This window comes from uncultured Microscilla sp. (genome assembly GCF_947493425.1).
GTDB lineage: Bacteria > Bacteroidota > Bacteroidia > Cytophagales > Microscillaceae > Microscilla.
Genome location: NZ_CANLRP010000007.1, coordinates 51,200 through 65,977, shown reverse-complemented (window position 1 = coordinate 65,977; position 14,778 = coordinate 51,200). Strand labels below are relative to the sequence as shown.

At 38.3% G+C, this 14,778-nt stretch carries 10 protein-coding genes and 2 tRNA genes; 4 read left to right on the top strand and 8 right to left on the bottom strand.

Annotation, left to right across the window (positions count from 1 at the left end):
• Positions 1-148 precede the first annotated feature (148 nt).
• The 3 genes from Q0954_RS03850 to Q0954_RS03840 all read right to left on the bottom strand — a co-directional run bounded on the left by Q0954_RS03850 (position 149) and on the right by Q0954_RS03840 (position 5,791).
• Positions 149-874 carry a hypothetical protein gene (locus Q0954_RS03850; RefSeq protein ID WP_299453850.1) on the bottom strand — a complete coding sequence of 242 codons (726 nt, stop codon included), beginning with the start codon at positions 872-874 and terminating at the stop codon, positions 149-151.
• A gap of 85 nt (positions 875-959) precedes the next feature.
• On the bottom strand, positions 960-2,327 hold the full coding sequence (locus Q0954_RS03845; RefSeq protein WP_299453848.1) for a SusD/RagB family nutrient-binding outer membrane lipoprotein: 1,368 nt from the start codon (positions 2,325-2,327) through the stop codon (positions 960-962).
• A gap of 83 nt (positions 2,328-2,410) precedes the next feature.
• Positions 2,411-5,791, bottom strand: a complete 3,381-nt coding sequence (locus Q0954_RS03840) for a SusC/RagA family TonB-linked outer membrane protein (RefSeq protein WP_299453846.1) — start codon at positions 5,789-5,791, stop codon at positions 2,411-2,413.
• A gap of 1,061 nt (positions 5,792-6,852) precedes the next feature.
• Between Q0954_RS03840 and Q0954_RS03835 the strand changes: the two genes are divergently transcribed.
• Positions 6,853-7,683, top strand: a complete 831-nt coding sequence (locus tag Q0954_RS03835) for an ABC transporter permease (RefSeq protein WP_299453843.1) — start codon at positions 6,853-6,855, stop codon at positions 7,681-7,683.
• Between the two features lie 120 nt (positions 7,684-7,803).
• Here the strand turns inward: Q0954_RS03835 and Q0954_RS03830 are convergent, their stop codons facing one another.
• On the bottom strand, positions 7,804-8,526 hold the full coding sequence (locus tag Q0954_RS03830) for a hypothetical protein (protein WP_299453840.1): 723 nt from the start codon (positions 8,524-8,526) through the stop codon (positions 7,804-7,806).
• A gap of 85 nt (positions 8,527-8,611) precedes the next feature.
• Positions 8,612-9,052: a GNAT family N-acetyltransferase gene (locus Q0954_RS03825; RefSeq protein WP_299453838.1), complete on the bottom strand. Its 441-nt coding sequence runs from the start codon at positions 9,050-9,052 to the stop codon at positions 8,612-8,614.
• Positions 9,053-9,374: 322 nt separating this feature from the next.
• On the opposite strand from Q0954_RS03825, the gene Q0954_RS03820 reads away from it, so the two are divergent.
• The 3 genes from Q0954_RS03820 to Q0954_RS03810 all read left to right on the top strand — a co-directional run bounded on the left by Q0954_RS03820 (position 9,375) and on the right by Q0954_RS03810 (position 11,266).
• Positions 9,375-10,901, top strand: coding sequence for a hypothetical protein (locus tag Q0954_RS03820; protein WP_299453835.1), 1,527 nt, complete (start codon positions 9,375-9,377; stop codon positions 10,899-10,901).
• A 164-nt stretch (positions 10,902-11,065) separates the two neighbouring features.
• Positions 11,066-11,141: transfer RNA gene (locus tag Q0954_RS03815), tRNA-Gly, on the top strand.
• 41 nt (positions 11,142-11,182) lie between these two features.
• Positions 11,183-11,266 (top strand) — tRNA-Leu (locus tag Q0954_RS03810).
• 62 nt (positions 11,267-11,328) lie between these two features.
• Here the strand turns inward: Q0954_RS03810 and Q0954_RS03805 are convergent.
• The 3 genes from Q0954_RS03805 to Q0954_RS03795 form a co-directional block, all read right to left on the bottom strand.
• Positions 11,329-11,928 (bottom strand): hypothetical protein, encoded by a 600-nt coding sequence (locus Q0954_RS03805; protein WP_299453833.1) that lies wholly within the window; start codon positions 11,926-11,928, stop codon positions 11,329-11,331.
• A 120-nt stretch (positions 11,929-12,048) separates the two neighbouring features.
• Entirely contained in the window at positions 12,049-12,222 is a 174-nt protein-coding gene (ccoS, locus tag Q0954_RS03800; protein ID WP_299453830.1) for a cbb3-type cytochrome oxidase assembly protein CcoS, read from the bottom strand.
• 12 nt (positions 12,223-12,234) lie between these two features.
• Positions 12,235-14,715, bottom strand: a complete 2,481-nt coding sequence (locus tag Q0954_RS03795) for a heavy metal translocating P-type ATPase metal-binding domain-containing protein (protein WP_299453827.1) — start codon at positions 14,713-14,715, stop codon at positions 12,235-12,237.
• Between the last annotated feature and the right edge of the window lie 63 nt (positions 14,716-14,778).

The window sequence follows — 14,778 nt, the reverse complement described above, 5'->3', positions numbered from 1 at the left end:
TAATTAGTCGCCTTTTGTAACTGCGAATTGGCAAGTTATCTTATTATAACCAAACCCTCAAGACTTTATAAAAGTTTTGGTCAATGACATGATATTCAAAAATGTTACATAAAATACCTTGTTAAACAATGATCTTATTGTATACTGACTACTGTAGCGAATTATAGTGTGCAATGATTTTTACCAAGTCATCAACTTTGGCAAAATAAAGCTTATTTTTTTTTGCATAAGCTTTTACCTCAGTTTGCTTATCTGTCAATGCCTTAAGTATGGCTTTTTTCCTACGTTTGATTTTAAATGTAGTGCTTCCTTTGCTCAAATAATACCTTACTTTACGTTGTATGCGTTCATCACGCGAGCCTATTCCTAACGTCTTCATTTCGTTGCCTTTTTGCACATAGGTAGTGGTATACTTCAACAAGGATGCTTTTTTACCTTTATGTAGCACTTCAAAAAAACCAGGCAAAGGTTTTTCAGTTTTATAATCAGCACATCGCTCAAAGTAGTTCACTTTCTTTGTTTTACTATTGATAAACTGAAACACTTTCAAATATTTATCATCAATAATTTTAATAATTTGCTGCTTGTCGTTAGGCACCAATCCATTTCTTACTTTCATTTCTATGTGTTGGTTCCCTAAGTCATACCTTATAGGATAGTCATTGAAAGTTTTGACTTTACCTTCGTGTATGATTACTAGTTTACCCTTACTCCACTCCTTTTGAAAATAATAAGTACCATACAGTTGTTTCACCCGGTTATCAAACATTGTCAGCTCATTCAATGTTCCTTGAGTAATGTCTCCTACCCGCTGAGCGTGCACAGCCCCAACACTGCATAGTAATAGGAGTAGGCTTATGTAAATCTTTTTCATTATATCAATATTTATTACTGAACAAAAAAAAATCACCTTATTACAAATTGAATAAGGTGATTTATCAAGTTAATAAAATTATTAATTATTTAGTACCACCAAATACCTTTACTTTTTCAAAAAGTCCGATACCTTTAGGGGTGCTACTATTTGACTGATCTTCTACCAATGGGTAGATAAAGCGAGCTATCAATGCAGTTCCAGTAGTAGGAGTAAGACCAATGGCATTGTCAGTACGACGCACATCGTTAAACACCTCAACCTGCCCTACCAAAGTACAGTAACGCTCTCTGATGATTTCAGCCAACAATGCAGCATTGGTAGCCACCTCAGTATCAGTAGATACATAGGCAGTGTAAGTACCAGCGGTGTATTTAGCCGCCAAAGCTGCACGTACATTGTTCAATGCAGTCAAGGCTGCCGCATCATTGCCCAGACGAGCGTTTGCTTCTGCCAAAATCAATTGGTTTTCTTCGTAAGTAACCAACGGGAATGATGCACTCGCACCAAATATGGTACTAGTAGTAGTGTTTATATCATCACTGCTAGAAAAAATATCTGCATAACGGGCAGACTCATTGGTCTTGGCATTATTTTTTGCGCCACCGGTTTTAATCAAAGCCTCTAAGAATGAACCAGTTGCTCCATAGTCACCGCCTCTTTGGTTGGTTAAAAAGTCCCAATAAAGGTTGGCATCTTTTAACGTAGTTCCCGCATGAGGAGCCATCACATTGTTAGCCACTGCCGAAATACCACTAGTGGCAGAAGTAATCACAGAAGCATAATCATTATTAGATGCAGCCAAATGCAATTGGAAACGTGCTTTCAAAGTATTAGCCGCCGCAATCCAATTGGCTATTTGAGTTGCTCCGTCTTTAAAGAATATATCACCAGTAGTAGCAGAACCACCAGCACCCAAATCAGCGATTCCTTCATTCAAAAGCGCAATTACCCCAGGATACACTACAGTCACCTGATCGTCATACTTAGGATTTGGAAACTTTTCTAAGTTATCCGCTTCTGTAAATGGAATATCTCCATACAAAGCTGTAAGTGAACCAAAAGTCCACGCCTTCATGATTTTTGCAATACCCACCAACACTTTATCACCAGTAGCATTTGCCTTCTCAATGACAATGTTTGCCTGGTGAATAATTTCCTGGTACTCTATGCCCCACTGAAAGTTTTGGTTAGTCAAGCCATAGCCATCATAGGTTAAATGTTGACGAAGGAGACCACGAAAATGTTGGGTAAACATATTGGCGTAACGGGCATTATTACCCTCTTGTACAGAAATAGTGGCAGTTTGAAGATGCGTCAAGATAATAGCTGGTGGCGCATCAACACCTGCATTAGGGCTTACCACTGCATCATTCGTGTTTATCCAATTATTACAGCCTGTAAGTGAAGAAACTACGAATAATGAAAGAAATATATATTTGAATATTTTCATAATTCAATATTAAGTTATCGTTAATTCAACCATTGAGCAGAAAGAGGTAAAGTAACCTTTGCCTCCCTCATACCTTGTATGAATTAATAAGTGATTTTGATAGAAAATAAGAAAGAACGAGTAGCAGGGTTATTAAAGTAATCTAAACCTAGTCCATTTACCGCCGATCCTGAAAGGTTCGTATCAGGATCAATACCAGTGTAGTCAGTCCACAAGAACAAGTTACGACCAGTTACTGTAAACTGAACGCTTTGCAAGCCTGTAAACGTGCGGAACCCTTCGCTATTGAGGTTGTAAGAAAGAGAAAGCTCTCTTAAACGAGTCCAGGTAGCGTCTTCTATAAACTGCTCATCTGCACCACCAAAACCACCACCAAGGGTTGTATACCATGACTCATCCAGTAAAACGGTTCCTCCACCAAAATCAGTTCTTGAACCACGGAAAGTAACCGAACCATCTGCATTACGGTTAGCAGAGGGGTAAAGTCCATCAGCTATTAAATCATCTACGGTTCTAGCTACGGTTTGGGTACCAACAGTTTTTTTGGAATAGGTTTTCAAAGTGGCTGCTTCAGCCGCAGTCAAAGTAATGGTAGTAGCCGTAGCTTCAGGACGACCAAATACATTCAAGGCACCTCTGGTTCCATTCCAAATATCTCCACCTGCACTGTGATCAAAGAAGGCACGTAAAGTAAAGTTTTTGTAGCTTATGCTGGTTCCAAATCCAACACGGAATTGCGCATTAGGATCTCCAATAACACTTGACTCGGTAGCAAGCGTTGGGAAACCATCAGTATCTAATTTTAATGATCCATCGTCATTTTTATCCCAAACTGCTCCAAAAAGAGCGCCTAGTTGTTGCCCAACAATCGCATTTGACGAAGTAGAAGTAAAACCAGCTAAGAAAATACGGTTGGTTTCCTGCAAACTTTTCACATTGTTAATGTTTCGTGAGTAATTCGCATTTACAGACCAAGACCAATCTTTAGTTTTGATGATATCACCACTTATCTCAAGTTCTAAACCTCTGTTCTCGATTTCAGCAGCATTGGCGTTTTTAAATAAGAAACCAGTAGTAGGTGATAAACTAATTGCTTGAATAACATCTACAGTGTTGTTCATATAATAAGTTACACCAGCACTTACTCTATTTTTTAAGAAACGTGCATCCAAACCAAACTCTATCTCTGTTTTAATCTCTGGTCTAAGTATAGCAGGAGCAGTATTCCCTTGGCGAGAACCACCACCATAAACAGCCGGATCAAGAAAACTTCCCCAGCCGGCATCACCCACGGCTATATTATCAATAAACACGGCGCGGTCGGTATAAGGACCAGCCGCACGTCCTACTTGCCCCCAGGCAGCACGCACCTTACCAAAGGTGAAGATGTCGTTTTTAGGCAATAGCTTGCTAAATTGGAAAGCAACGTCTACACTTGGGTAGAAGAAACCTTCGCTCATGGTAGAGAAATCTTCGTAACGACCGCTTGTATTCAAGAATACCAAGTCATAGAACGAAAAGCTTGCCTGATAGTAGTAACCCACATTACGTACCACACTAAACGTAGATACTGGCGTACGTCCACTAGCACTACTATTACCTAGTGCAGGAGGAGACAGAGAGTTTACGAAATTGGTGGCAGTAGAGCTGTTTTGAGAAAATTTACGCTCGTTTGCTCCTATACCTACAAGAATTGTAGATGAAATGTTATCGTTGATTTTAAAACTTGATCTGGCAATCAAATCAGAGTTAAACTGAGTGTTGCGTATGTTGTTCAAAGCATAAGATCCCCCAGAAGCTTGAGCAGAAATAATAGGGAAAAAATCTCCACGAACATCAGAGTAATGATCCATTCCTATACGCCAGGTCAGGTTTAACCAAGGCAAAGGATCTGCGCCAAATTCTAACGAACCAATAAAACGGTCTACTGCGTTGTCACCCAAGATGTTATTTACAATCCAAAGAGGGTTATCATATACAGAGTTTGGTGTGCTGTTGAAGTTTCTACTTCCTACTGGGTTACGGTAGGCACGTTGCAAATTTGGGTAAGGCGTATTATTTGCGTCATAGTAGGTTCCAGAGTAACCTCTCATATCAAAATCGGCAGGAGTTCTTAAACCTCCTAACAAGATTCCAGAAACGTTAGAACCACGCTGCACACGACTTGACTCAATGTGAGAGTAATTGGCTTTAGCAGCAATTGTAAAATATTTACCTAAATAGCGCGTACTATTCAAACGCCCTGTAGTTCTACGGTAGTTACTATTTCCTTTGATAATACCTTCTTGACGAGTATCAGAAAAACTTATGTAAAGATTTCCTTTTTCGTTGGCACTACTTACACTAATATCATTGTTTAATGTGATACCTGTTTGAAACAAGTTGTCATAAACATTAAACGTCTCACGGCTTCTTTTACCTCCCCAAGGTTCAGCAGCAGTACCACTAGGGATTCTGTAATAAGTTTTGCCATCGTTGGCTTCAAAGCGACCCGCATAATTAGGGTCATTAGGGTCAGTAATAAAAGTATTAGCCCCACCTGGACGAGCGGCAATTCTATCTCCCCAGCTACCCGCTGTTCCAAAAGTACCTGTTTCCTGAAAACGACCACCAACTCCTTGACCATAAGAGGTTTGAAGAGGCACCTTACGGTTTAGTCGGTCAATAGCAATGCTAGAGTTAAGTACAACCGTAAACCCTTTTTTACTTGCTTTACCACTTTTAGTAGTAATCAAAACAACCCCGTTCAATGCACGTGCCCCATACAAAGCAGCAGCAGCAGCACCTTTCAATACTTCCATAGAAGCAATGTCATTAGGGTTAATATCGTTCAAACGACTTTGCTGAGCAACACCCGCAGTACCACCAGCACCAGAGCCAGCCTGATCAGTATTGTTGTACATTGGAATACCATCAATTACGATCAAAGGTTGGTTCGAACCACTGATAGAGTTAGCTCCACGAATTCTGATAGTAGCACCAGCACCAGGGTCACTACCACTGTTTGAAATAATTTGTACACCAGCAGCTTTACCAGCCAATTGGTTCAACAGTTGAGGCTCACCAGAGCTAATCAGGTCTTTAGTAGCTACCTGGCTCACAGAAGTACCTGTTTGGTCTTTATTTTGTTCTAAACCAAGTGCCGTAACGACTACTTCGTTCAATGAACCTTCCTCAGCCAATTTAACAGTCCCTAAGTCAGTCTGTCCTGATATTAACTTTATTTCTCTGTTTTGGTAACCCACAAAAGAGAAAATAAGTGTAGCTCCTTTAGAAGCTGAAAGCGTAAACTTACCGTTTACGTCAGTGGCAGCACCGTTTGAGGTACCCTTTTCGATCACATTTACACCTGGTAATCCATCTCCATTATTATCTGTTACAGTTCCTGAAACAGTAATCTGTGAAAAGGCGTAAGTTGTTAATCCCACCAAGAAAAGTAGAGTGAGTAAAAATTTACTTTTCATAAGTAATTACTTAATTTGTTTTACCATAATACACTTTGAGTGAACTAGAATGATGCTCAGTAATAAATTATTACCAGGTATTATTTTCATTCACTACTTAACCATACAAGCTGATTGTTTGGATAAGATTTTATAATTAGAATTATAAAAATGATTGTTAAACAGTACATTGCCTTGACAGAAACCAGTTTTTGCTTGTTCCTTCAGGCAACTACAGCTTTCAATAGCACCTTGATTTATACAATCTATGGCTATAAGCAGTAACATGTTGACTAGTTCAACTTATCAAGTCTTTTAATTTCTTACATATTTAGAAAAAAATGACGCACCTGTCCTTCTTTTACTTCGTTTTACCATTTGTATAAAATGGATTGCACGTAAGTAATCAACAAGAGATATTGAGCAAAATAGATGATTAGATATAAAACAAACGTTTTCAACAAAGTAACGCATTGTTCAGGAGTAATAAACCTCTCCTGTTGTTACACCTCACCCTATAGGCGAACTCAAAAGTTCTCGCCTTCAAGAGAAGAATGTCTCCCTACCTTTTAACTTTAAAAAATAGGAGTTCCAAAAAGTGGGTTTATTTTATATAATCTCTAATGAGTTGGGTTTATTTTTTTGTGAAATGAGGGAATTTATTTTCTACAAAAAAAAGAAGTGAGTAGTTTTTTATCATATATATTGGGTTTAAAATTTGATGTAATTATTTATTTGATAATACAAAAATAAGTTTTTTTGCACAAAAATTAATCAATGTATTATACTAGTTATGAGACAAGATTACAATTAACCAACCCTTATCTCTAAGGGATTTTTTTCGAAACATATAAAAAAAAGTCTTTTGTTGTTGTTAAAAACTGTTTTTTAACATAAAAAAACTTCTATTTTAACAAAACATGGTACTGTTTGCATTTAAAATATGATTGAATAATGCACCTGTACTGTTTTCAAAGACTAAGGTAAGCAAAAATAGCATAAAATAAGGAATTTATTTGATTTTGAAACAAAATTTCTGCCGTTGAGCTTTACTAATTTACTTATAGTGTCATTACTTTTCAATGAAAAACACCTCCTTATCTCCTAAAAAAGTCATCAAAAACCAAGTTCCATCATGGCAGGTTTATTGCAAAGAAATCTGGCATTATCGCAGTTTGTTGCGTACACTCACATTTAGAGACCTGAAAGTACGCTATGCTCAAACCTCGTTGGGGTTGCTATGGGTTTTTATTCAGCCATTGATAACACTACTTATATTCACTTTGGTGTTTAACATAGCGATCAAAATAGATACACAAGGAATTCCTTACCCTATATTTGCTTTTTCTGGTCTATATGCCTGGCATTATTTCTCTTTAGTAGTCAACCAAGGAGGTGTAGCTATTTTAAATGCCCATAGTTTAGTTACAAAGATTTACTTTCCCCGTATTATTCTCCCTTTATCAAAAGCCTTGGTGGTCGCAGTAGATTTCCTAATCAATGTATTGTTAATGGCTGGGGTAATGCTATATTATGCCTATACACCTCACAAAAATCTGATATATTTTCCGCTTTGGCTTATTGCTCTGTTAGTGGCATCTTTAGGGTGTGCTATTGGGCTAAGTGCTTTATCGGTAAGATTTCGTGACTTTCAACCCATATCAAGGTTTGGTTTACAAGTGGGGTTTTACCTTACTCCTATCGCCTACCCCCCTACACTTATTCCTGTACAATACCACCTTTTATACTATAGCAATCCAATGGCAGGCATCACAGAAGGGTTTCGTTGGATGATCATTGGTGGCAAACTATCGCCTTATGTAGGTATGTCGTTGGGAGTAGCTGTAGGTATATTTATATTGAGTGGGTGGTACTTTCGCAAAACAGAACGGTTGCTGGCTGATATTGTTTGATGCGCAAAAAAGTCCGTGGCAGACAGGCTTTTGGGCTAAAGACATAAAAAGTCATTTCTTTAAATAAATATTTGGCAATAGGTATACCGTCACCCAGTTAATAAAAAAGATAGGCAATGTTTAATAATAATCAATGATAAAGTAAAGCAACAGGAACACCAACCCAATCAAAAAGCCTATAAGTAATAACTGTAAAAAAGGAATCATCATGGGGGCATTAAACAATAGGCGGAAGCCAAAGTAGATACCAAAAATAAGGGGAAAGCTTAGCCATCCATATTTAAAGAAAATTTTCCAGATAGCTATATCAAACCCTTGCTCTGTACCCAAAATCATATACCAAAACAACATTCCAGCAAAAGCTGAAGCCAATAGCAGCATTTGATACAGTGAAATTAACACATCGGGGCGAAGTAATAGGTAAGTCAAAGCTACTAAACCAAAAAATATCCCTATAAACAATAATGTAGTAAAAATATTTAAGTCTATAAGCCAAGGTGGCCACTCGTAGGCTTTGCCACTTCGCAGTCTTTTTCCCAAAGGTCGAAACTTACGGCTTCTTTTCTTAAACAACTTTTTTAAACGAGGTGCTTTAGCTACATACTTTTTTTTGTGCTGCTTATTAAGTTTGCGTTTTAAAGAGTACTTATGGGCTTTGGAAACTCTCGCTCTTTGTACTTGAATAGTTGCATCAACCTTGTCGATAGTTGTGGAGCGATTCCACACCTGCGCTGCACCTTCGTCGTTAGATTTATTTTTTGTGGGTGTGTTTGACTGCCCATACAACGATGACATGCCTAAGAGTAGGCTTAGAACTAACAATAATGGATAAATACGCCCCATACTAGAACTCGTTATGAATGTTGTTTTGGTAGTAATAGTTTTTAAAACGGCTAAGCAAGTAATTTCTTGCCTAACCTACCACGATTTATGCTTTGACCACTTTGGTCATCAGGTAATGCTCAATGTCACATTCTACAAATAAATCACCTTGAACTTTAAATCCAAATTTTTTGTACAAAGGGAGGGCAGTTGTTTGGGCATGCATATACATCAGTTTACCTTCAGTGTTGGGGTGTGCACGTACATCATCTATCACCGCCTGCAACAATGCAGAAGCTACTCCCTGACGACGAAAAGAAGACAATACAGCAAAGCGTTCTAGTTTGATGCCTTTTTGGGTGTAACGCCAACGAGCAGCTCCACAAGGTTGTTGATGAATAGTTGCCAAAAAGTGTCGAGATTCATTTTCAAACTCATCAAACTCATCTTCTCTCGACACCTGCTGTTCCTTTACAAAAACCTCGTTTCTAACATTAAAAGCTACCTTGCGCTGTTCATCAGTCACAATCAATTTTACTTTAATCATACTTCCTCTGGTAAAAAGTGATCATTCACTTGTTGATAAAAATCATCGATTTTAAATACAAAAAAGCAATATATTCTACACACCCACACTTTTTTTTATTATTTTGTATAAAATACTCCCTGTTTGATAGGGGCAAACTCACCAAAGACACTTCTTTAATAAGCAAAAGGGTAAAATTATAAAAACTCAATCTATAACACTTTAAAAATCACGAATCTTGACAAATATTTTTTATTGCATAAAATGGACGCTTTGCTACGTATTTTGTTTATTGCTCACAATCAATGTGCAAGCGCAATTTACTCCACAAGAGCGCTTCGAAATGCCTGTAACACAAAAGCGGATCAGTGAAGATTTTATGGTAACTTCGCTCAAACAAAAAGGAGTCTTGTTTTTGGCAATTCGCGAAAAGTGGAATGATAAACAAATGAGTTGGGAACTCATCCGCATGGATACTACAATGCGTCAAGTGTGGAAAAAAGGAGAAAAATTTGATAAGTTTTTTTCCCCTATCCATGCTTACTACGACCAATACAAGTTTGTTTATTTTTTGATGACCAGGGAAGAGAAAAAGCAATTTAAAATCGTAAAATTAAACATCAAAAATGGGACAACAGAAGTATTTGATGGGACACTGCCTTTAAAAGTGGAGTTGAAAAAAGTAAGAGTTGCAGGTAATTATGCTTTTTTTACAGGAACTTTTAACTCAGACATAGCAGCACTTAGGTTCAATATGTTAGATGGCACCACCAAGATAGTACCCGCTACTTACAGCAAAACTTACAATAGTCTAGATGTATACAGCCACCCTACTATCAATTCAGGTTTTTATCTGATGCGAAATACCAGAAACTGCAATACACAAGTACATACTATTTCTAATATTGTGGGTTTGCAACCAGGTAAAACAGTGGAGTTACCCCGAAGATATACCCTGCATTCGGCACACGTATACCCCCTTAGTGCCACTAAGAGCTTATTGCTAGGTACCTACAGTATTAAATGTCAACCTTACCCACAAGGTTTGGCCACAATGCTTATCAAAAGCGGTCGTCAGTCACGGCTTCGTCTACATAAGTTTCTTGATTTCAGAAATTTTCTCAACTTTTATTCGGAAAAAAAAATTAAGCGTATCCGCCGTAGGGCTTTAAAAAAAGAAGCCCAAGGCAAAGAATACACCTTAAGGTCTAAAATGCTTTTGGGCAATATTGTAGAGTTTGAAAACAAAGACAACTTATTAGTAATCGCAGAACGCTATTGGTATCATAACCGGGTGGTGTCTTCCAGCATACGTCGTCCTAGTGCTTTACCAAGGGTAATTACCCAAGGACAGTTTCAATTTACCTCAGCCTCTATTAGTGCTATTAATCACAACGGCAAAAGGCTTTGGGACAACACCATCAAAATTAAACCCAGCATAACTACCCTAAACCTTAAGCCGCAAATAAGGGTGGGGTTCAAAGGTGACTCAGTAATACTGGCATACATGAGGCAGTACCGCGAAAGTTCAGTCCCTGTTCTTTGGTCTAAGCTGATACACAAGAACAAAACAATCAAAAAAGAAACAGAGGACGAAGTGGTAAACCCTAACCCTGATGATCGTATTTATTCTGCTACCAACCAGCACTTTATCCATTGGTACGGAGATGTTTTTTTGCTTTGGGGCAAGCAGGTTGTATTTGATCGCAAAGCCGCTGGCATAGGTATCAGAAAAGAGGTGGCTTTTATCAATAAATTGCGTTACAACCATAAAAAACTCACCAAGAAAGATTTGAAAAAGCTTAAAAAGCAAAAACGAAAAAAAAAAGGAAAGACGAAAAGTGAAAGTAGTTTGAACAAACGAGAGTAGTTTTTTCACAAAAACCCAAAAATAAAAACTGCCTAAGCGTGCTGTTAACGTGCTTTTTCAAAAAAAACGTAAAAAATATCAAGTTTTTTTTCAGAGAGTGTTTGCAAATTCAGATTTCTCTTGTACCTTTGTGCACACAAAAACAAAGAGACATACTTTATTAAGCGAAAGTAGCTCAGCTGGTAGAGCATCACCTTGCCAAGGTGAGGGTCGCGAGTTCGAATCTCGTCTTTCGCTCCACATTTTACCCCAACATACTTGGGGTAAAATTTTTTCTACCTGCCGGGGTGGTGGAATTGGTAGACACGCAAGACTTAAAATCTTGTGACCCTTGGGTCGTGCGGGTTCAAGTCCCGCCCCTGGTACAAAAAGCTTCTCCAATCGTATAGATTGTGAGAAGCTTTTTTGTTTGTATACTCTCCTTTTTTCACATCCCTTTTTTTCTAAAAAACTTCCACTGGTAAAAACAATGAGACATATTTGATTTTACGCTGAGGTGCCAAAACAAGGTGGTGTTAGTTTTTGGATGTACTATTTTCATTGTCCATTTGACAGTGCTGGCAAGGGTTTGCTTGGTTGCTTGGCTTTTGGGGTTAATTTGATAATCAATTCTTTTTAGAGCTTTCAGTGGATAAATCTTATCCCGATCATATTTCCAGAGCAAACGCAGCAGTTTTTTTTCATCTAACTTGCTCAAATCTTGATGTTTGTACAATTCATACATTTTGCGCTGCCCTGTATAAGGTGTAAATACCAATGTCGCAGATGATTGCTCTCCGGCTACTGCATCCGAAGGACTCCCTCCTTCTATAGTATACACGCCTTGGCTAGTAGTACCCAGCATCATGATAAATCCATCAGGAGAGGCCTCACCCATTGCCTTTATAGAAGCAACTACATAGCGAGGTAGGGTATTCTGATTAATGTCCCAATGGGTAATTTGAGTATTAGGGAGGTAACAGGTTTGTGCTTGAGTGGATAAACTCCAGAGGGAAAGAGTAACTGTAACAATAATGTTGACTTTCATAATTCGAAGATTGTATTTTGTTGTATTGATAATCAACGATCAGTCCAGCGTCAAAGATTGAATAAATAGACAAAGCAGCATAAAAAAAGGAAAAACAATCAAGTTTTTCCTTATAAGTCTTTACTTCGGCTTTTTAGCCAAGTCTTTTTTTGGAGCGGTGTCATCAAATAAAATACGCACACTAGGTGAATAGGTATCGTCGTATTGACCGCTTTTTACTGACCATATAAAGGCGGTTAAAAAACCAATGGCCACTAGTATACTTGCAATAATTAAAATAACAATGACAGACATATTTCTTTCTTTTTAGTTTTTTGACAGGGTATCTCCTATGACCAAACCTTGATACTTAGCCAAGGCGTTAGTCGTTACGATTACAAAACTCACTACGGTAATAGAACTCAAAGGCATCAGAATGGCCGCTACTACAGGCGATAAGTTACCGCTTACGGCAAAAGCAACACCTATCAGGTTGTAAAGCAATGAAAGTACAAAACTCATTTTTACTACCTTAAGACTGGTTTTTGAGAACTTTAGAAACTCAGGCAGTTTATCAAATACTCTAGCATCTAAAATAGCATCACATGCTGGCGAAAACGACGAAGTATCCTCTGAAACAGCAATGCCTACATGACTTTGTTGCAAAGCACCAGCATCGTTCAAACCATCACCCATCATCATTACTTGTTTGCCTTCTTGCTGTAACTCATTGATAAAGGCTAGTTTATCAGCAGGCTTTTGTTGAAACTTAAGGATACTTTGTTGACCAAAGAATGATTTTAAACGCTCAGCTTCTGCATCGTTATCACCAGAGATGAGCGCAGTATCATATTGGCTTTGCATTCTTTGGATAAGCTTACCTAAGCCTTGCCGATACTCATGTTGCATCACAAAACCTCCTACTACTTCATCGCTCAACTTTACAAAAACTTTGGTTTGTAATTGGGCGACGTTTTGAGGCGCAAACTCCTCACCTTTGATCCATTGTTCGCTACCTACACTAACCTCAACGCCCCCTACTTTACCCTTGATACCCTTGCCCGGTATTTCTTTAAACTGAGTTACTTCTGCCAGGTTTTGAATGTTCAAATGCTTAAAAATTCGTTGGCTTAGAGGGTGCGTAGAATGTTTGACTAATGATGCAATATGTACTGCTTGTTCAGGGCTTAAACCTTGGTTTTGATTAGCTTCAAAGCTTATTTTGGTTTCGTTAGGGTGAGTAATAGTGCCTGTTTTGTCAAATACTAAGTGGTTAATGCCGGCTAAATCTGCTACTACTTCAGCATTTTTTAGATACAAACGATTACGTCCAAAAATACGCATTGTATTGCCCAATGTAAAAGGCATAGACAACGCCAGAGCACAGGGACACGCCACAATTAATACCGCTGTAAAGGTATTCCAGATTTTAGCAGGATTGGTAAAATTCCAGTATAAAGCTGCTCCAAAGGCTATAGCAAGTACTACTAGAGTAAAATACTGACTGAAGCGTGCTACTTTTTGTTGAAATTGCTTTTGGGTACCACCCTCTTTGCTAAACACATCGTTGTTCCACAATTGGGTAAGATAACTTTGAGCTACTTCTTTTTGTACTTCAAGTGTGATACTGGCACCTACTTGCCTCCCCCCGGCATATAAATAGTCGCCTTGTCTTTTATGGATTGGTTCTGCCTCGCCAGTCACAAAACTGTAATCAATGAAAGCATCTTTGCTCAGTAAAATACTATCAGTAGGAATAAGTTCTTGGTTTCGGATAATGATGTGATCGTTTTTTTTGATGTCAGTTACCGGAATACTGCTCGTAGACTTACTGCCTTGCCCCTTGCGTTGCTTTAATTGTACTGCCAAAGGAAAGTAAGACTTATAATCGCGTTCAAACGAAAGGCTTTGGTAAGTTTTGCTTTGAAACCACTTGCCTACAAGCAAAAAAAAGATTAAGCCCGCCAACGAATCCATAAAACCAGCACCAGTATGGGTTAAGATTTCGTATAAACTACGCCCAAATAAGGCAATAATTCCCATAGAAATGGGCACATCCAAGTTGATCGTCTTGGCACGTAAGGCTTTAAACGCTGACAGGAGATAGTCGGAACTACAATAAAAAAATACTGGCAGGGCAAGCAATATATTCAAATAACCAAAAAAATTCTGATAGTCGGTTCCTACCCAATCAAGGTACTCAGGAAAACTCAACAGCATAATATTGCCAAAGGCAAACCCGGTAATTCCGATTTTAAAATATAGCTTTTTCTCTTCTGTGCTCAACTTTTTCTTTTGAGAACCATTGTCAGGCTTTAAGTCATCTAATTGAATTTTTGGGGCATAACCCAATGTGGCAAGTAGTTCGGCAAGCTTACGTAAAGAAATCTGACTGGAGTCATAGGTAAGCATAACCTCTTTGCGCACAAAGTTTACCCTTGAGTATTGAATACCTGGCTGAAGCTTGTAGAGGTTTTCGAGCAACCAAATACAGGAGCTACAGTGAATAGCTGGAACAAACCAAGTAATTTTTTGGGTATTACCTTCAGAAAAATCAAGTAATTGGTGAGCAATGTCAGCATTATCGAGAAAATCATAACGGGTACCCCAATTGCGTATCTTGAGTTGAATTCCAGGCGATTGTTCCAGGTCATAATAATTACATAGCCCGTTTTCGTCTAAGATTTCAAATACAGTTTTACAACCATCACAACAAAAAAATTTCTCGTCCAGATGGATGTGGTCATCGGCACAAGTTTCGCCGCAATGATAGCACTGGAGCGCGGTATGGGTTTCTGCCTGGAGCATATATTTAGTCTTAAGTTGCTGACAGTAAGGGACAAGCAACGAGTATTAATGATTATGTCTTTC

Coding starts and splice junctions, on each gene's coding strand:
- Q0954_RS03850 (WP_299453850.1), bottom strand. CDS start 874: ATGAAAAAGATTTACATAAGCCTACTCCTATTACTATGCAGTGTTGGG.
- Q0954_RS03845 (WP_299453848.1), bottom strand. CDS start 2,327: ATGAAAATATTCAAATATATATTTCTTTCATTATTCGTAGTTTCTTCA.
- Q0954_RS03840 (WP_299453846.1), bottom strand. CDS start 5,791: ATGAAAAGTAAATTTTTACTCACTCTACTTTTCTTGGTGGGATTAACA.
- Q0954_RS03835 (WP_299453843.1), top strand. CDS start 6,853: ATGAAAAACACCTCCTTATCTCCTAAAAAAGTCATCAAAAACCAAGTT.
- Q0954_RS03830 (WP_299453840.1), bottom strand. CDS start 8,526: ATGGGGCGTATTTATCCATTATTGTTAGTTCTAAGCCTACTCTTAGGC.
- Q0954_RS03825 (WP_299453838.1), bottom strand. CDS start 9,052: ATGATTAAAGTAAAATTGATTGTGACTGATGAACAGCGCAAGGTAGCT.
- Q0954_RS03820 (WP_299453835.1), top strand. CDS start 9,375: ATGCCTGTAACACAAAAGCGGATCAGTGAAGATTTTATGGTAACTTCG.
- Q0954_RS03805 (WP_299453833.1), bottom strand. CDS start 11,928: ATGAAAGTCAACATTATTGTTACAGTTACTCTTTCCCTCTGGAGTTTA.
- ccoS (WP_299453830.1), bottom strand. CDS start 12,222: ATGTCTGTCATTGTTATTTTAATTATTGCAAGTATACTAGTGGCCATT.
- Q0954_RS03795 (WP_299453827.1), bottom strand. CDS start 14,715: ATGCTCCAGGCAGAAACCCATACCGCGCTCCAGTGCTATCATTGCGGC.